General features: G+C 60.9%; 18 protein-coding genes. All 18 read right to left on the bottom strand.

Features of this window, described 5'->3' with window-relative positions; genetic code table 11:
• Positions 1-2 precede the first annotated feature (2 nt).
• A complete protein-coding gene (locus tag IE188_RS07340; protein ID WP_191285806.1) occupies positions 3-827 on the bottom strand; it encodes a sulfite exporter TauE/SafE family protein in 825 nt (274 codons plus the stop codon).
• 8 nt (positions 828-835) lie between these two features.
• Entirely contained in the window at positions 836-1,843 is a 1,008-nt protein-coding gene (dusA, locus tag IE188_RS07335; protein ID WP_191285805.1) for a tRNA dihydrouridine(20/20a) synthase DusA, read from the bottom strand.
• 65 nt (positions 1,844-1,908) lie between these two features.
• Positions 1,909-2,676 carry an SDR family NAD(P)-dependent oxidoreductase gene (locus tag IE188_RS07330; RefSeq protein ID WP_191285804.1) on the bottom strand — a complete coding sequence of 256 codons (768 nt, stop codon included), beginning with the start codon at positions 2,674-2,676 and terminating at the stop codon, positions 1,909-1,911.
• Positions 2,677-2,756: 80 nt separating this feature from the next.
• Positions 2,757-4,538 (bottom strand): SulP family inorganic anion transporter, encoded by a 1,782-nt coding sequence (locus IE188_RS07325; RefSeq protein ID WP_191285803.1) that lies wholly within the window; start codon positions 4,536-4,538, stop codon positions 2,757-2,759.
• A 41-nt stretch (positions 4,539-4,579) separates the two neighbouring features.
• Positions 4,580-4,915 carry a TIGR01244 family sulfur transferase gene (locus tag IE188_RS07320; RefSeq protein WP_191285802.1) on the bottom strand — a complete coding sequence of 112 codons (336 nt, stop codon included), beginning with the start codon at positions 4,913-4,915 and terminating at the stop codon, positions 4,580-4,582.
• A 25-nt stretch (positions 4,916-4,940) separates the two neighbouring features.
• The gene (locus tag IE188_RS07315; protein WP_191285801.1) at positions 4,941-5,828 is read right to left on the bottom strand and encodes an MBL fold metallo-hydrolase; all 888 of its coding nucleotides are present in this window, start codon (positions 5,826-5,828) and stop codon (positions 4,941-4,943) included.
• A gap of 45 nt (positions 5,829-5,873) precedes the next feature.
• Entirely contained in the window at positions 5,874-6,317 is a 444-nt protein-coding gene (locus tag IE188_RS07310) for a DUF6691 family protein (protein WP_191285800.1), read from the bottom strand.
• Positions 6,318-6,328: 11 nt separating this feature from the next.
• The gene (locus IE188_RS07305; protein ID WP_191285799.1) at positions 6,329-6,763 is read right to left on the bottom strand and encodes a YeeE/YedE family protein; all 435 of its coding nucleotides are present in this window, start codon (positions 6,761-6,763) and stop codon (positions 6,329-6,331) included.
• A 170-nt stretch (positions 6,764-6,933) separates the two neighbouring features.
• Positions 6,934-7,392, bottom strand: coding sequence for a DUF302 domain-containing protein (locus IE188_RS07300; protein ID WP_407648181.1), 459 nt, complete (start codon positions 7,390-7,392; stop codon positions 6,934-6,936).
• Between the two features lie 123 nt (positions 7,393-7,515).
• Entirely contained in the window at positions 7,516-8,790 is a 1,275-nt protein-coding gene (locus IE188_RS07295; RefSeq protein WP_191285798.1) for an NAD(P)/FAD-dependent oxidoreductase, read from the bottom strand.
• Between the two features lie 74 nt (positions 8,791-8,864).
• Positions 8,865-9,575 (bottom strand): c-type cytochrome, encoded by a 711-nt coding sequence (locus tag IE188_RS07290; RefSeq protein ID WP_191285797.1) that lies wholly within the window; start codon positions 9,573-9,575, stop codon positions 8,865-8,867.
• Between the two features lie 72 nt (positions 9,576-9,647).
• Positions 9,648-10,235 carry a thioredoxin family protein gene (locus IE188_RS07285; protein WP_191285796.1) on the bottom strand — a complete coding sequence of 196 codons (588 nt, stop codon included), beginning with the start codon at positions 10,233-10,235 and terminating at the stop codon, positions 9,648-9,650.
• Between the two features lie 120 nt (positions 10,236-10,355).
• A complete protein-coding gene (locus IE188_RS07280; RefSeq protein WP_191285795.1) occupies positions 10,356-11,405 on the bottom strand; it encodes a c-type cytochrome in 1,050 nt (349 codons plus the stop codon).
• The gene (gene soxC, locus IE188_RS07275) at positions 11,389-12,669 is read right to left on the bottom strand and encodes a sulfite dehydrogenase (protein ID WP_191285794.1); all 1,281 of its coding nucleotides are present in this window, start codon (positions 12,667-12,669) and stop codon (positions 11,389-11,391) included. Before soxC ends, IE188_RS07280 begins: the two co-directional genes overlap by 17 nt.
• Positions 12,670-12,764: 95 nt before the next feature.
• Positions 12,765-14,462, bottom strand: a complete 1,698-nt coding sequence (gene soxB / locus IE188_RS07270) for a thiosulfohydrolase SoxB (RefSeq protein WP_191285793.1) — start codon at positions 14,460-14,462, stop codon at positions 12,765-12,767.
• Between the two features lie 111 nt (positions 14,463-14,573).
• Positions 14,574-15,425 (bottom strand): sulfur oxidation c-type cytochrome SoxA, encoded by an 852-nt coding sequence (gene soxA, locus IE188_RS07265; protein ID WP_191285792.1) that lies wholly within the window; start codon positions 15,423-15,425, stop codon positions 14,574-14,576.
• A 27-nt stretch (positions 15,426-15,452) separates the two neighbouring features.
• Positions 15,453-15,782: a thiosulfate oxidation carrier complex protein SoxZ gene (gene soxZ / locus IE188_RS07260; protein ID WP_191285791.1), complete on the bottom strand. Its 330-nt coding sequence runs from the start codon at positions 15,780-15,782 to the stop codon at positions 15,453-15,455.
• A gap of 18 nt (positions 15,783-15,800) precedes the next feature.
• Entirely contained in the window at positions 15,801-16,217 is a 417-nt protein-coding gene (gene soxY, locus IE188_RS07255; RefSeq protein ID WP_191285790.1) for a thiosulfate oxidation carrier protein SoxY, read from the bottom strand.
• Positions 16,218-16,248 lie beyond the last annotated feature (31 nt).

The raw sequence follows: 16,248 nt of genomic DNA, 5'->3' as shown, positions 1-16,248 counted from the left end.
AGCTATCCCAGCAGCGCCTTGCGCAGCATGTTCAGCGCCACCAGCGTCAGGAACGCCGCGAAGACCCGCTTCAGCGGCTTGGAGTCCATCGCGTGGGCGATCTTGACGCCATAAGGCGTGGTGATCATCGTCATCGCCACCACCAAGGCAAAGGCGGGCAGGTTGACGGCCCCGACGGTGAAAGGTGGCCGGGCATCCGCCGCGATGGTCACCATCAGAAAGCCCAGCACCGACGGCACCGCAATCAGCACGCCGAACCCGGCCGCCGTGGCCACCGCGTTGTGAATGGGCCGCCCGTGCAGGGTCATCAAGGGCACCCCGAAACTGCCGCCGCCAATGCCCATCAATACGGAAAGGAACCCAAGCATCGGTGACAAAACCGCGCGGCGCAGTCCTGTCGGCATCGCTTCGGCCAACCGCCAATCGGCACGCCCAAACCCCAGATAGGCGCCGATCACCAATCCCAGCCCGCCAAAGATCGCCTGCAACACGGTCGAGCGCAGTCCCGAAGCCACCAGCACCCCGATCACAGCGCCCACCGCGATCCCCGGTGCCCATGTTTTCAGGATGTCCCATTCCACCGCGCCCTTGCGATTGTGCGAATGGACCGAGCGCAGCGAGGTCACAATGATCGTCGCCAGCGAGGTCGCCAGGCAGACCTGCATCAACTGATCCGACGCGTAACCCAACGCGGTGAAGGCATAGAAAAATGCAGGCACCAGCACGATCCCGCCGCCAACGCCCAAAAGTCCCGCCAGAACGCCGGCGAAAGCACCGATTACAAGCAAAAGCCCGGCCATCGGCAGAAGGATTGAAAGATCAGGCATGGATGGTCTCAGCTTGCAGGGACGTGGTCTGGCACATGTGACAGCGCCTCGGCCAGCAAGGCAACCCCTGCCCCGTCCTGTGACGCCCCCTCGGACAGGATACGCCGCCATTTGCGCGCACCGGGACGCCCGGTGAAAACACCCAGCATGTGCCGGGTGATCGAATGCAGACGCACACCCTGAGCGAGTTGCGCCTCGATATAGGGATACATCGCCTCGACCACCTCATGCGCCGAGCGCGCAGGTGCAGGATCACCGAAAATCGCCTGATCGGCCTCCAAAAGCACAGACGCCGGGTCGTGATAGGCCGCCCGCCCGATCATCACCCCGTCCATCACATCCAGATGCGCGCGGGCGTCATCAAGCTTCGTAATGCCCCCGTTGATCGACAGATGCAGATCAGGGAACGCCTCTTTCATCCGATGCACCAACGGGTAGTCCAAGGGGGGAATATCCCGGTTCTCCTTCGGGCTGAGGCCCTGAAGCCAGGCCTTGCGGGCATGAATCGTGAACCGTGTGACACCTGCCGCGGCGACGGTTTCGATGAACGCTGGCAACACATCGTCGGGCGCTTGATCATCAACACCGATCCGACATTTTACTGTCACTTCAATATCTTGCGCCGCATCTTTCATCGCCGCCATGCAGTCGGCCACCAATGGCGCATCCCGCATCAACACCGCCCCGAACGTGCCCGACTGCACCCGATCCGAGGGACAGCCGACATTCAGGTTCACCTCGTCATACCCCCGTTCGACACACAATTTGGTGGCCGCGGCCAGTTCCCTGGGGTCCGACCCACCAAGCTGCACGGCCACGGGATGTTCTTCGATATTGTAGTCCAGCAAATGCACCGCACCGCCCCGCACCAAGGCAGGGGCCGTGACCATCTCGGTATACAAAAGCGCGCGGCGGCTCATCAGCCGATGAAAGTATCGGCAATGGCGGTCTGACCAATCCATCATAGGGGCGACGGACAGGCGGGCGGCGGCGCGTATGTCGTGACGGGTGCTCATCGCGCGCTTCTTAAGCGATGGCGGGGCGCAAGGCCAGAGCCTCGCGCATCGGGGCGGTTTTGCCGTTACCGCGGCGCCATGCGGATCGCGCCGTCCAACCGGATCACCTCGCCGTTCAACATGCTGTTTTCCACGATGTGGCGTGCCATGGCGGCATATTCCGCCGGGTCGCCAAGGCGCGAGGGGAACGGGACTTGTGCGCCAAGGCTGTCCTGCACCTCTCGCGGCAAGCCTGCGACCATGGGGGTCTTGAAGATACCCGGTGCGATGGTCATCACGCGAATGCCGTCGCGCATCAAGTCGCGCGCCATGGGCAGGGTCATGCCCACCACGCCGCCCTTGGATGCGGCATAGGCCAACTGCCCGATCTGCCCATCAAAGGCTGCAATCGACGCGGTGTTGATGATCACGCCGCGTTCACCGTCCTCCGTCACCGGGTCCGCCAGCGCCATGCCCGCCGCCGATTGGCTGGCACAATTGAACGTGCCGATCAGGTTCACACCGATGGTTTTCGCGAACACACTCGGATCATGCGGCTCGCCCTTTGACTGAGTTTTCGATGCAGGCGCGATGCCCGCGCAGTTCACCATGATGCGTTCCTGCCCAAGCGCCGCGCGCAGGGTCTTGAAGCCTTCAGCCACTGACGCCGGATCGGACACGTCCACCTTGGCAAATGCGCCGCCGATTTTCTCCGCCATCGCCTGCCCGGCATCCTCGTTCAGGTCAAAAATGCCGACCTTGGCACCTGCGTCCGCCAGTGTCTGGGCCACGGCGCCGCCAAGCCCGGATGCGCCGCCGGTGACGATGGCAACGGTGTTGTTGGTGATCTGCATGGGGAACCCTCCGTGAAGTCTGTGCTTGGCCTAGCAAGAATTGCACAAGCGTTCAATAAATCACGATAGGCCGCCCAAAGTTACGCAGCGTCGCCCTGCTCCGCGCAAACCGGCACCGATCCATCCACCGGCCCCAGCGCCTGCATTGCGGCAAATTGGGTCAGATAGACACAGCCGGTCAGGTTCTGAATGAAATCAGTGCGCTTCAGGCGGTCCATGACCGGGCCCTTGACCTCGGACAGGCTGAGCGTGATGCCCGCCTCGCCCAAACGGCGGTTCAGTTCCTCAAGCGTTTCCAGCGCGGACAGGTCGATCTCGTTCACCGCCGAGCACATCAGAACCACATGCTTGATGCCGCCTTTTGCGACACGGGCCAGCAGGTAATCCTCGATGAAGCGTGCGTTGGCGAAGTACAGGTTTTCATCCAGCCGCAGCGTTACCAGTTCGGGATGGGTCAGCACCGCGTGGCGGTTGATGTTGCGGAAGTGTTGCGTGCCGGGGATCAGGCCGACCTCGGCGATATGCGGGCGTGAGGTTTTGTAAAGATACAGCACAATGGACAGGACGACACCCGCGGACACGCCGATTTCGACCCCGAAACCAAGGGTCAGCAAAATGGTCGCCAGAACGGCGGTGAAATCGGCGCGGTGATACGCCCAGGTGGCGCGCAGGATATGGAAGTCCACAAGACTCAGCACGGCGACAATGATGGTCGCAGCCAGCGTGGCTTTGGGCAGGAAGAACAGAAGCGGTGTCAGGAACAGGGCGGCCGCGGCGATACCGATGGCGGTGAAGGCCCCGGCGGCGGGCGTTTCTGCACCGGCGTCGAAATTGACGACCGAGCGTGCAAACCCGCCTGTCACCGGATAGCCGCCCGACATGGCGGCCGCAATGTTGGAGGCCCCCAGACCCACAAGCTCTTGATCCGGGACAATGCGCTGGCGCTTCTTGGCGGCCAGCGTCTGCGCGACCGAGATACTTTCGACGAACCCGATGATCGAGATCAGAAGCGCCGAACCAAACAGGCTGGTCCAGAGGTCAGCGTCAAAACTGGGGAAGGTCAGCGGTGGCAAACCCTGCGGCACGTCGCCCACGATGGCGACCCCCTTCGATTGCAGGTCAAACCCCCAGGTGATCAGCGTGGTGACGGCAACCGCCCCGACAGGCCCGGCTTTCGCCAGAATATCGGCCATGCGCGGGCCAAGCCCCCAGGACAACAGCAGCGGCTTCAACCCCTTGCGCACCCAGAACAGGAACGCGACCGAGCCCGCGCCGATGGCCAGCGTGATCAGGTTGGTCTGCGTAATATGGGACAGCAGCGAGCCCACGAGGTCAAACAGCGAATGCCCGTGCGCTTCAATGCCAAGGATGTGTTTCAACTGGCTGGTGGCGATCAGCAGCCCCGAGGCGGTGATGAAACCCGCGATCACCGGGTGGCTCAGGAAGTTTGCCAGAAATCCCAGACGGAACACGCCCATGACCAGAAGGATCAGCCCCGACAGGAAGGCCAGCGTGATTGCAGCGGCGGCGTATTCTGCGGGCGAGGTCAGCCCCAGATTGCCCACGGCCGCTGCCGTCATCAGGCTAACCACAGCCACCGGCCCCACCGCCAGGGCCCGCGAGGTGCCGAAGATCGCGTAAGCCACCAGCGGCAGGATCGACGCATACAACCCCATTTCCGGCGGCAGGCCCGCCAGAAGCGCGTAGGCCAGCGATTGCGGGATCAGCATGATCGTCACGATCACCGCCGCCACCATGTCCGAGGTGAAAGCCGCGTTGTCATAACGCGCGCCCCAGTCCAAAATCGGCACAAAACGTCTGAGGGCAGCGCCGCGCGCCACCTTGTTCGACACCTGGCTCATGAGATTTTTCCTAGTTCATCAAGCGGCTTACCCCGCGCAGGTCACGCGTTGGCCTGTGCCGTCATCCACAAAATCTCGCAACGTGCGCCGGACCGGCAATAGGCCAAGACCGGTCCCGATGCATCCTCGACCACGCGCTTGAACGCGTCCATCACGGCGAAGGCATCGTCCCGGTTCGACATCGGCAGGAATGATGTGCCCAGCCCGGCCGCCTTGGCTGCCGCGCTGATCTCGGCCCAGGCCGGCTGCCCTGGCTCTTCGCCATCGGGTCGGTTGCACATCACCACGGTGAACCCTGCCGCCTTGATGGCGGGGATGTCATCCACGGTGATCTGCGGCGCGACCGTCACCTTGTCATCGAGTTTCTTCATCTGCATCTGGTCTGCCTTTCCAAGCAACAATTCACAACGTGTTCACGGGCACTTTCAGGAAGGTCCTGCCATCCTCGTCCGCAGGCGGCATGTCGCCCGCGCGCATATTGACCTGAAGCGACGGGATGATCAGCCGCGGCATGTCCAGTTGCGCGTCACGCTCGGTGCGGAACTTCACGAATTCCTCTTTTGTCTTGCCGCCGCCCACGTGGATATTGTGCGCCTTTTCGTCCGCCACCGTGGTTTCCCACTGAATGTCGCGCCCATTCGGCCCGTAATCGTGGCACATGAATAGCCGCGTTTCATCGGGCAGCGCCAGCACCTTCTGGATCGAGTCGTAAAGCTCGCCCGCATCGCCGCCCGGGAAATCGGCCCGTGCCGATCCGCCATCGGGCATGAACAGCGTGTCACCCACAAAGGCCGCGTCCCCGATCACATGCACCATGCAGGCAGGCGTGTGGCCCGGCGTGTGCATCACGAAGGCGTCCATCGTGCCGATCTTGTAAGTATCGCCATCCTCGAACAGCCGGTCGAACTGACTGCCGTCGCGCTGAAACTCGGTGCCTTCGTTGAAAACCTTGCCGAAGACCTCTTGCACCACGGTGATCTTCGATCCGATACCGATCTTGCCGCCCAGTTTGTCCTGAATATAAGGCGCGGCGGACAGGTGGTCGGCATGGACATGGGTTTCGATCAGCCATTCAAGCTCCAACCCTTCGGCTTTGATATAGGCGATGATTTCGTCCGCATGGTCATGGGTGATCCGCCCGGCCGCATAGTCGATGTCCATCACGCTGTCGATCACGGCGCATGATTTCGACGCCGGGTCTTTGACCACATAGGAAATCGTGTTTGAATCTTCCTCGAAAAAGGCTTTCACCTCGGGTTTGAGGGACGTGTTGACGGGATAGTTTTTCATGTCATGTCCTTTCCTGTCTGTGCGGGTGCGATTGTCGCCCCGATGTCAGTTGGCCTGCGCCGCATCTTGGCGTCGGGCGGTGGTCGCAATCATCCAGCGGGCCAGAAACAGGCCCACGATCATCGAGGCCGTGAAGGTCAGAACCGATGGGTTGCCGGTCGAAATCACCGGCAGCGCCGCACCGGGGCAAAACCCGGCCAGTCCCCATCCCAGCCCGAAAGTGAACGACCCCAGCACCAGTTTGCGGTCGATCAGTTTTGTGCCGGGCAGCTTGAAGGACTGGGCAAAGATCGGTTTCGGGCGCTTGAACACCAGCGCATAGCCCGGTGCCGCGACCAGAAGCGCCGCGCCCATCACGAAGGCCAGGCTGGGATCCCACGCGCCGAACACATCAAAGAAATTCAGCACCTTCGCCGGGTTTGCCATGCCCGAGATCGCAATCCCCAGCCCAAACACGACGCCCGTCAGATATATCAGAAGAAGTTTCATCGCCAATCCTCCTAAAGGCCGAACACGTGACGGGTCAGAAACACCATCACCGCCGTGCCCGCCATGAAGGTCAGCGTGGCAACGATCGAACGTGGCGAGAACCGCGCCATGCCGCAGACCCCATGCCCGGACGTGCAGCCCGAGCCATAGGTGACGCCAACCCCGACGATCAGCCCGCCGATGATCATCGACAGGGTCGAGACCGGCACCTGAATCGTCGGAAAACCGCCCGTTGCCGCCAGAAAGACCAGCGGACCGGTCAGCATCCCCGCAAGGATCGCGGCCCGCCACGACCAGTCGGTCGAACTGTCAGGTTGCAAAAAGCCTGCCAGAATGCCGGTGGCCCCCAGCACATTGCCGCGCAGCCACATCAACAGCACCGAGGCCAAGCCAATCAGCGCGCCTCCAAGAGCAGAGGCCCAGGGTGTGAAATCCGTTTCAATCATGTTTGCCTCACCATTCATCCAGTTCGCACGTTAAGTTAATGGCGGCCCACGCCGGGAACAAGGGTTACATTCATTTTTTTGAATGTTTTTATTCCTGCCGTGGCGTCATGCAAAACCCCGCCTGCCATTCGGACATGCGGGGTCTGTTTTTACAAGGGTTTTGGCACGGGTCAGTTTGCAACGGCCTCTTGCGCAATCTCGTCCAGCAACGCCTGCACCTTCTGCATGTCGCCCTCGGGATACTTGCTGTATCCAACACGCACCTCGCCGTCCTTGTCGGTGACGAAGATACCATAGGGGCAGAAGCTGATATTCATCGGATCAGCTTCCATCACTTCGCGGCTGATCTGGGCCGAACAGAACAGGAAAATATCCGCGGCGTCATAGATTTTGACGTCGGAGCCGACATCGGCCTTGGTGCGTTCCAACATCGCGCCGGTGTGGCTGACATAGTCGATCACCAGCCCCTTGCCGACGATGGCTGTCTCCACCGCGAAAGTGGCGTCGTCGAAATCGCCTTCAAACGCATAGGTGATCGCGTGGTCGGTTTCCTGCATGGCATGATTGTCCGCCAAGGCCGGGGTGGCCAGAAGCGCGGCGGTCAGGGTGAGGGTCAGAAACGGTTTCATGAAGACTTCCCTTGCGGTTTTTGGCCAAGGCCCCTGCCTCGTCCTTTGGTTTTGCAGGGGCCGGATCGGTGACCCCCGCCTTTGCCTGAAACATATTCGGTCAGGCGAATATTAGCAACAGGATCAGCCGAACATGTCAGCAGTGATCCCCGCATACCAACCAATGCTTTCCTCATAGGTGGTCTTGCGCAGCGCGGCGTCCTCTCCGGTCTGGCTGATGAAGCCGTCAACCTTGGCGATCTTCTCGTCCGTCGCCTCGTAACTTGCGCCCACCTTCACGCCGTCATCGGTGTCGATCAGCGACCAGCAAGTGTTGGTGAACTTCGCCGGGAACTGCTTTGACCCGGTCAGCGCGGCGCGCACCGCCATCGCGGCCACCTTGGCCTGGCTGTTGGCGGCAAAGCCCGACTTGGGCATGTCGCCCTGGTGGCTGGCATCGCCCAGAACATGGATGTTCTCGTCCGCGCGCGATTGCATCGTATGCGGGTTGACCGGGGCCCAGTTGCCATCGTTGACGCCCGCAATCTCGCAGATCCGTCCGGCCTTCATCGCCGGGATCACGTTGCAGACATCGACCTTGGTTTCCTCGCCATCAATCGTCACCGTCATCGCTTCGGGGTTGACCGAGACATTGCCGCCCCCGAACTCCGGCCCGATCCAGTCGATCATCCCGTCATAATGATCCGCCCAGCCTTCCTGAAACAGGGCCATTTTCGAAAACTTCTCTTTCGGGTCGGCGATGATGATCTTCGCGGTCGGGTTCCGGTCCTTCAGCACATGCGCCACCATCGAAATCCGCTCATACGGCCCGGGTGGGCAGCGGAACGGGTTTGGGGGCGCGATCATGGCGAAGGTGCCGCCGTCGGGCATGGCCTCGATCTGCGCCTTCAGAAGCTCGGACTGCGACCCGGCCTTATAGGCATGGGGCATTGCGTTCTGGTGGGACACATCCCAGCCATCAACCGCGCCATCGACGAAATCAATGCCGGGGGACAGGATCAAACGATCATAGGGCAGCACAGCCCCCCCGGCCAGGGTGACGGTGCGCGCGTCGCGGTCAATCCCGACGGCCCAGTCATGTACCACGTTGATGCCATATTCCGCGGCCAGCGTGCCATAGCTGTGCGCGATCGAGTTGAGCTCGCGAAAGCCGCCAATATAGAGGTTCGAGAAGAAACAGGTGTAATAGCTGCGCGAGGGTTCGATCAACGTCACATCAATCTCGCCCTTGCTGTCCTTGGCGATATAGCGTGCGGCGGTCGCCCCGCCTGCCCCGCCGCCAATCACAACCACCTTGGGTTTGCCATGGTTAGAGGCCTGCGCCATCGGGGCCGCCAACGTGGCCACAGCCGCCCCTGCCGCAGCACCGCCCATGAAAAGACGTCTGTTCAGTTTCATCTGGTTTCCTCCCGGTTTGGTGCGAAAACCGCGCGCACCTGTCGCGTTGGGCGGGCCCGTCCCGGCCCCCCTGCCTATGACCCGGCCGCCGCGAAATAGGCGGCCAGGGCGGCAATCTCTTCGTTGGACAGGCGGCCTGCCATCATCTGCATCACGGGATGCGGGCGGAACTTGTCCTTGTAGGCATGCATGGCGACCACGAAATCCTCGGCCGGCCAGCCGATGATGGGTGGAATGCCGTCATTGTCTCCGCTGAGCTGGTGGCAGGATGTGCATTCCGAGGACAGGTATTCGCCGTAGTCCGGGTCGCCCTGAATGGCCAGGATCGTCGGATCGACCGAATGGTCGGTGCCCGAGGCGGTCGGAGCGGCCTCGGGGATATTCGCGGGGTCGTCCGAAAAACGGCGTAAATACGCAAGTAAATCAGCCCTTTGCCCCGCGTCCTTCAACCCTTTGTAAGCCATGCGCGTGTCCGAGGTAAAGGCCTTCGGGTTTTCGACATAGCGATCCAGCAGGTCAAAATTCCAGACCAGCCCATCCTTGCCCATGCGCGTCAGTCCGGCCGAATACCTGAATCCCTCGATCCCGGCGGCACGGCGCCCGAACAGACCGTTCAGATGCGGCCCGACGCGGTTTTTTGCCCCTTGCCCAACGGAATGGCAGCTTGCGCATTCATCAAACACCTCGACCCCTTTGTCGGCATCACCGAGTTCGTTGGAGGACGCGGGGCTTGCCCAGACCAAAGTTGCAACCAAGCCCAATATAATGTGTCGATTCCACCCCATGACCGAAGGCTAACCTGTTAAGTTAACCCACTCAATAAATTTCATATATTGATGCGTGCATTCGGGCGTCACCTACCAGACATCCGGCGTTTCGCCGTTTTCCTCCATCTTCTGGAACACGTCTTGCAGATAACGCTGAAACACCTGATCGCGATAGGCGTCCGTGGTGACGTATTCCAGCGATTTCAGGAAATGAAACGGCTTGAAATAACCGGGCATACGGAATGCTTCGGCCGCCCGGGCGGTGCTGGTATCGGGCGCATCAGAGGGAAAGATCACCACGGTCGGCGTGAAATTCACACCCCATTTCACCGCAAGATCACGTTCCTCCAGTGCTTCGCCATCGAAATCCACCACTTCGCGCGCGCCGAACATGTTCAACTGCACGACCATGAAGCTTTCGGTCAGGTGATCGACGATCTGCTGGCGTGCGAAATTCACCTCGTGCAGCTCACGGCAATAGGGGCAGCCCTGCTGTTCAATGAGGATCAGAAGATCTTTGCCCTCCGCCCCCGCCTCGGCCAGATCATCGGGCATTTCAAGGAAACTGTCGGTGAACCACGGCTGCTTGTGCAACCCGTCATCGCCCAGTTCAGCCGCGTTTGCGGGGAAGCCGAGCACCAAGGCAAGAATGCCAAGACATAGAGCGAGAACACGCATTTGACCCTCCTGTATGTAGCTGTGAAAAACTAGCACAGACGCCGTCATTCGCCAAACCAACGAAAAAGGGCGCCGTTGTCATTCAACGGCGCCCAGTCAGAGTATGAACCGCTTGCCGAACTACTGGCTGTGAGATTTCAGAAACTCAAGCACGGCCTCGATATCCGCGTCCTTCTTCAGACCTGCAAAAGACATCTTGTTGCCTTTCAGATAGCTGCGTGGGTCGGCCAGATAGCCTGACAGGGTTTCAGCATTCCACACCAACCCGTCTTCGCCCGCCGCCATCATCGGCTTGGAGTATTTGAAGCCGTCAACCGTGCCCGCAGCCCGTTCCCAGACGCCATTCAACATCGGGCCAACACCGTTCTTCGCGCCCTCGCCCACCTTGTGGCAGGCTTTACATTTCTTGAACACCTTCTCGCCCTTCTCGGCCAGTTCAGCGTCGAATGCCACGGTCACGGGGGCCGCGTCTTCGACAGCCGGTGCAGCGGCTTCGTCCGATGCAGCGGGGGCGGACGTTTCAACTTCGTCCGCGCTCGCGCCTGCGTTGGGATCGCCTTTGAATACCACAGTCTTGGTGATCTCGACCGCACCGGGCTTGCAGTTTTCCATGCAGCGTTCGGTGAACACCGGGTATTCCGTTTCCGGGCGGTCATCGACGAAGAACCCGTCCGCGTTCGGCATATCAACATCCAGGAACGTTTCTTTCGACAAGGTGAAATCGTCATCCACAAGATAGTTCGAATAAAGGATATAGGCCACGATCGCGTACACGTCGTCGTTGGACAGGCTTTGCGCGTTTCCAAACGGCATCGACCGGCGCACATAATCGAATGTGGTCGACAGATAAGGCCAGTATGACCCGACGGTTTTCAGCGGATCATCGTCCGCCAGCGTATCTTCACCGCCCGCCAGTTTCGGCCAATTGCCCACACCTTCGGCGAAATCACCATGGCAAACGGCGCAATGCTCGGCAAACACCTCTTCGCCCGTGAACACGTCGCCCGACCCTTCGGGCAGATTTGAGCCATCGGGGAACACATCCAGATCCCACGCGGCCACTTCGGCCTCGGTCGCGGCGCGACCAAGACCAAGCTTTTCGGCCAAAGCGGGTGCGGCTGTCAGGGTGGCAAGCGCGGTTGCCATCAAGACCTTAGGAAACTTCGACATTGTTTGCCTCCCCTTCAGCATTCACGTGCCATGTCTGGATGCCGTTGTTGTGATAGATCGAGTTCAACCCGCGCACCTCGCGCAGTTGCGCCTTGGTGGGCTGGACATAGCCGGTGTCGTCCATCGCGCGTGATTGCAGGAACATCTCGGACCCGTCCCAGTCGATATCCAGATAGAAGCGGCTCAGCGCCATGGGTTTGCCGGGTTCGGCCAATCGCGCCTCTTGCCAGGTCACACCGCCATCCAGCGACACATCGACCGCCGTGATTGCGCCATTGCCGGACCAGGCAAGCCCGGTGATGACCAAAGGCCCCTTGCCATGGGTGATCGGCATTTGCGGGCTGGGGCTGGTGATGATCGACTTGGCGTCCATCGTCCAGGTCCATTTGCGCGACGTGCCATCGGCCATCGTGTCTGTGTATTTCGAGGTCTCTTCCCGGCTTTCGACCGGTTTGTCCATCACCTCGATCCGGCGGAGCCATTTGACCCACATATTGCCTTCCCAACCAGGCACCACAAGGCGCACCGGATAGCCGTGCTCCATGCGCAGCGCCTCGCCGTTGGCCTTGAAGGCGATCATGCAGTCGTCCAGTGCCTTTTCCATCGGGATCGACCGCCCGTTCGAGGACGCATCCGCCCCTTCGACATAGACCCATTTGCCCGCCAGATCGCCCGCCGCGTCCAGCCCGGCCTCTTCCAGCAAAGTGCGCAGGGTCACGCCGGTATATTCCATGTTGTGGATCATACCGTGGGTGTATTGCGCGCCATTGAGTTGCGCGCCCGCCCATTCCATGCCGGTGTTGGCGGCGCATTCCAGAAAGAAGGTGCGTGTGACGCGCGGGAAGCGTTCCAGGTCTTCATAGGTAAAGACCAATGGCGTATCGACCATGCCGTTGATCATCAGCCGGTAATCTTCCTTGCGCAGCGTGATTGCGCCTGAATGGTGGCGCTCGAACGCGCAGCCCTGCGGGGTGATCGTGCCGTCCAGTGCGTGAATGGGCGTGAAGTTGATCGACGAAATCGTATCTGCCGTCAGCCATTCGACCGTGCGCCGGATCACGTGATCCTCAAATTCAATCGGCATCCCATAGGGCGTGGCGTCCACCCCGTCGCCCAGGCCCGCGGCCCAGTCCTGCACCTCGGTGATCAACGGATCACCCTCGGCATGCGCGGCCCCGGCGGCACCAAGTGCTGCCCCGGTGGCGGCGGCCCCTTTCAGGAACGCGCGGCGTGACGCCCCGGATTTTGCAGAGCTGTCAGTCATTTGGCATCTCTCCTTTAACATCTCAACATTCGCCTATGTGCATGGATAGGCTTGGAAAAATGGCCCGCCCCAAAAAAGGGTCGGGCCGTGTCAGGTCAGGCGCCGACCACTGTGACCGAGTTGTTCGGGTCCAGTTTGACGGTGCCTTGTTTCTTGATGTGGCTTTCCACCACGTCCCAGATTTGCGGCCCTTCGGTGCCTTCGTTCACACTGGCCCAGCCTGCGACCACATAGTTTTTGGCCGGATCAATCGCCTCGCCGGTTTTCAAAAGCGTCATCTCGGTGATCCGGCTGCCCTGCGGCTTGGTGATGTCGATCCGGTAGCCCATGCCACCGATGCGCACCATGTCGCCGCCCTGCTGGTAATAGGGGTCAGGGTTGAACAGGTTGTCGGCCACGTCCTCAAGGATCGTGTGGATGAACTCGCCGGTCATCTCGGTTCGATAGGCCTGCCCGTAGGACATCGAGGTCACGTTCCAGATATCCTCGCGCGTGATCTCCTGCCCCGGCAGGATCGACGGCCCCCAGCGCACGCCGGGCGACATGGCGATGTCGGCCTCGCGTTCGTTGATCAGCGCGTCGCAGATCAGGTCATCCCACGATCCGTTGAAATTGCCGCGACGATAGAGAAGCGTGTCGGTGGTGCCGATCACCTCTTCCAACTCGGCCTTATAGGGCGCGCGCTGTTCGTCGATCAGTTGGGTGATCGTGGCGTCCGGCGTGATCACATCTGCGAAAATCGGGATCAGCTTGTGGCGGATGCCCATCATTTTGCCGTCGCGCACGTCCAGATCGACGCGGCTGACGAATTTCGAGTTCGATCCGGAGGCAATGATGAAGGTCTGCTCCACCTGCACCGGTTCGGGCAGAGCGTCATGCGTGTGACCCGACAGGATCACGTCGATCCCCGTGACCTTGCCCGCCATCTTCTTGTCGACATCAAAGCCGTTGTGGCTCAGCACGACGACAAGCTCGGCCCCCGCCGCGCGCACTTCGTCCACCATCGCCTGCATGTTCTCGTCACGAATGCCGAACGAGTATTCGGGGAACATCCAGCCGGGGTTGGCAATCGGCATATAGGGGAAGGCCTGCCCGATCACCGCAATCTTCACCCCGCCGCGTTCGAAGAACTTGTAGGGTTTGAAGAGCTCGGCGGGCTCGTCCCACTCGGCATCGAAGATGTTCTGACCAAGCGCGGCAAAGGGCAGATTTTCAACGATCTCGTTCACCCGGTCCGACCCCAGCGTGAATTCCCAGTGGAAGGTCATCGCATCGGGTTTCAGCGCGTTCATCACGTTGACCACGTCCTGCCCTTCGGTGTGATAGCAGGTGTAGGATCCGTGCCAGGTGTCGCCCCCGTCCAGAAGCAGCGCATCGGGGCGGTCGGCCCGGATGGCATTGACCACGGTCGCAACGCGATCCATCCCGCCCACACGCCCATATTCGCGCGCCAAGGCGGTAAAGTCATTATACGTCAGCGCATAGGCCGAGGGCGACCCATCCTTGATACCGTAAAATTCGCGATAGGCCGCCCCGGTGATGTGCGGCATCTGCCCCTTGGCGGGCCCGACGCCCAGATTGATCTCGGGCTCGCGGAAATAGATTGGTTTCAGCTGCGCGTGAATGTCGGTGATGTGGATCAGGCTGACATTGCCGAACGTGTCGAACTTCAAAAGGTCATCCTGCGTCAGCGCCTGCTGCGCGGCCAGACGCGCCCAGTTTCCAAAGCCCGACGCGCCATACAGCGCCGATGCGGCCATCGAGACCTGAAGAAAATCACGACGAGAGATCATGTGCGGTTTCCCTTTGTTCGTCAGCGCAGGGACCAACACGATCCATGCAGTGCTTTGAATGTATACGCGTAAAGAAACCCCGCCCGGCACAACCCGGACGGGGTGAATGGCTTAGTTGCGGACCGAGGGTCCTTCGACCGACAGGCCGTTACCGCGCGAAGCGACGTAAAGCTCCAATGCCACGAATTCAGGCGACCCGGGGCTGAATGTCTCGGCGCGGGTGTCACGAATGCAGCCTTTGAAACGCGAATGCGCCCCGTTCAGCTTGGTGTTCTTCAGGCGATAGGTCGGAAACCCGTTGATCTGGCCCTGGCTCAGATGGTCGGCGCGGATCATGTTGCCATAATTGTCTTCATGGCAGTTCGCGCAGCTCAGCTCCAGCTGGCCAAAGCGGGTGTAATAGATTTCCTTGCCCTTTTCCCAAGCCTCCTGCGCGGGACCGTCAATGGCGACATTGACCGGCATCCCCCGCGACACCGAGGCCAGCAGCGCCTCGACGTCGATGGCGTCGGACTTGTCATAGCCCCACGGCTCGGCCCCCATGCGGTTTTCGCGGCAATCATTGACCTGCATCTGAAGCGTGCGCACCTCGCCCGCCTCTTCGTTCCACTTGGGATAGACCGCTTTCACACCGGCCATTTCTTCCGGCGCACCGTGACAATCGGCACAGGATTTGCCTTCGGTCCCATCCGCCGTGGCCCAGATCTCGGCCCCGTTTTCGGCCCCCAGCATACCGGGGTTGTCGAAATCATCCATCTGCATGGATTGGGTCTGATCCGACCGGAACCGCCAGCCGGACATGACCTCGTCCAGCGCGTCCGACAAATGCGCCGGCGCGGCGGTCTTGGTGACGATCTCGATGTCGCCATTGATGACCAGTTCAGCGTTTTCATCGGCTGTGGCAATCGCCGCCCCGGTGAACGAGGCAGCGACCAGGGCTGCAATGCCGTGAAATTTTTTCATTATTATGTCTCCTCCCTTGCGCCAGGCTCAGCTGACCGCGATCGGCTTGGATTCTTCGTAGACCGAGCCGTCATCGTCGTACCAGGTGAACTTGAACTCGCCGCCCTCGTCGACGCGGGCATCGAACTCAAGATACGGGTTGGTCGAGATCGCCGGCTCCAGCGTCACGTCGATGACCATCTTGCCGTTCAGCTCGCAGGTGAACCGGTTGATGATCGAGCGCGGGATCAGGTTGCCGTCGCCATCCTTGCGCTGGCCCGATTCCATCTTGTGGCTGATCAGGGTCTTCAGGGTCACCACTTCACCGGCACTTGCCGATTTCGGGACTTTCACGCGGGGTTTTACACCTTTTGCCATGTCTTCAAGCTCCTCTGATTAGCCGCCGCAGCCGCCGATGGTGACTTTTACCGTGGATGACGCTTTCACGAAGCTGCCATCGGGCATCTTTGCAATGGCGATCACGTCCTGCGTGCCGGCCAGCCGCATCCGGGTCGAGGCTGCCTGGCTGCCTGCCGCTTCGCCAAAGTTGAACTGGGCCACGCCCGGGGTCGGGTTGCCCGCGGCCAGCACGATGATGCTTTCCGCACCGGGCGCGTCGACCGAAATCGGAACCGTGTTACCGTTCTCGGCAATCTCGGGCGCGGTCAGGGTGATCCCGCCCTCGCCCATGTCAGCGCCGCCGGTAAAGGCGGCAATCGCGTCATCCGCAGCCGCGGCGGCGCGCATCGGCAACATCGCAACGGCAGTCGCGCCGAGGCCAAGTGCCAGAGCTTCACGTCGTGTGAACTTCATCTGAGTCTCCTGTAGATAGGGTTTGCCGATC

It is taken from the genome of Aliiroseovarius zhejiangensis (assembly GCF_014656375.1).
Classification (GTDB): domain Bacteria; phylum Pseudomonadota; class Alphaproteobacteria; order Rhodobacterales; family Rhodobacteraceae; genus Aliiroseovarius; species Aliiroseovarius zhejiangensis.
This window is presented reverse-complemented; position numbering and strand designations above follow the sequence as displayed.

Excerpts from the sequence above, each read along its gene's own strand:
- soxY (WP_191285790.1), bottom strand. The coding sequence starts at position 16,217 with ATGAAGTTCACACGACGTGAAGCTCTGGCACTTGGCCTCGGCGCGACT.
- IE188_RS07305 (WP_191285799.1), bottom strand. The coding sequence starts at position 6,763 with ATGATTGAAACGGATTTCACACCCTGGGCCTCTGCTCTTGGAGGCGCG.
- soxZ (WP_191285791.1), bottom strand. The coding sequence starts at position 15,782 with ATGGCAAAAGGTGTAAAACCCCGCGTGAAAGTCCCGAAATCGGCAAGT.
- IE188_RS07340 (WP_191285806.1), bottom strand. The coding sequence starts at position 827 with ATGCCTGATCTTTCAATCCTTCTGCCGATGGCCGGGCTTTTGCTTGTA.
- IE188_RS07290 (WP_191285797.1), bottom strand. The coding sequence starts at position 9,575 with ATGGGGTGGAATCGACACATTATATTGGGCTTGGTTGCAACTTTGGTC.
- IE188_RS07315 (WP_191285801.1), bottom strand. The coding sequence starts at position 5,828 with ATGAAAAACTATCCCGTCAACACGTCCCTCAAACCCGAGGTGAAAGCC.
- IE188_RS07320 (WP_191285802.1), bottom strand. The coding sequence starts at position 4,915 with ATGCAGATGAAGAAACTCGATGACAAGGTGACGGTCGCGCCGCAGATC.
- IE188_RS07300 (WP_407648181.1), bottom strand. The coding sequence starts at position 7,392 with ATGAAACCGTTTCTGACCCTCACCCTGACCGCCGCGCTTCTGGCCACC.
- dusA (WP_191285805.1), bottom strand. The coding sequence starts at position 1,843 with ATGAGCACCCGTCACGACATACGCGCCGCCGCCCGCCTGTCCGTCGCC.
- IE188_RS07280 (WP_191285795.1), bottom strand. The coding sequence starts at position 11,405 with ATGTCGAAGTTTCCTAAGGTCTTGATGGCAACCGCGCTTGCCACCCTG.
- IE188_RS07330 (WP_191285804.1), bottom strand. The coding sequence starts at position 2,676 with ATGCAGATCACCAACAACACCGTTGCCATCGTCACCGGCGGCGCATCC.
- IE188_RS07310 (WP_191285800.1), bottom strand. The coding sequence starts at position 6,317 with ATGAAACTTCTTCTGATATATCTGACGGGCGTCGTGTTTGGGCTGGGG.
- soxC (WP_191285794.1), bottom strand. The coding sequence starts at position 12,669 with ATGACTGACAGCTCTGCAAAATCCGGGGCGTCACGCCGCGCGTTCCTG.
- IE188_RS07285 (WP_191285796.1), bottom strand. The coding sequence starts at position 10,235 with ATGCGTGTTCTCGCTCTATGTCTTGGCATTCTTGCCTTGGTGCTCGGC.
- IE188_RS07325 (WP_191285803.1), bottom strand. The coding sequence starts at position 4,538 with ATGAGCCAGGTGTCGAACAAGGTGGCGCGCGGCGCTGCCCTCAGACGT.
- soxB (WP_191285793.1), bottom strand. The coding sequence starts at position 14,462 with ATGATCTCTCGTCGTGATTTTCTTCAGGTCTCGATGGCCGCATCGGCG.
- IE188_RS07295 (WP_191285798.1), bottom strand. The coding sequence starts at position 8,790 with ATGAAACTGAACAGACGTCTTTTCATGGGCGGTGCTGCGGCAGGGGCG.
- soxA (WP_191285792.1), bottom strand. The coding sequence starts at position 15,425 with ATGAAAAAATTTCACGGCATTGCAGCCCTGGTCGCTGCCTCGTTCACC.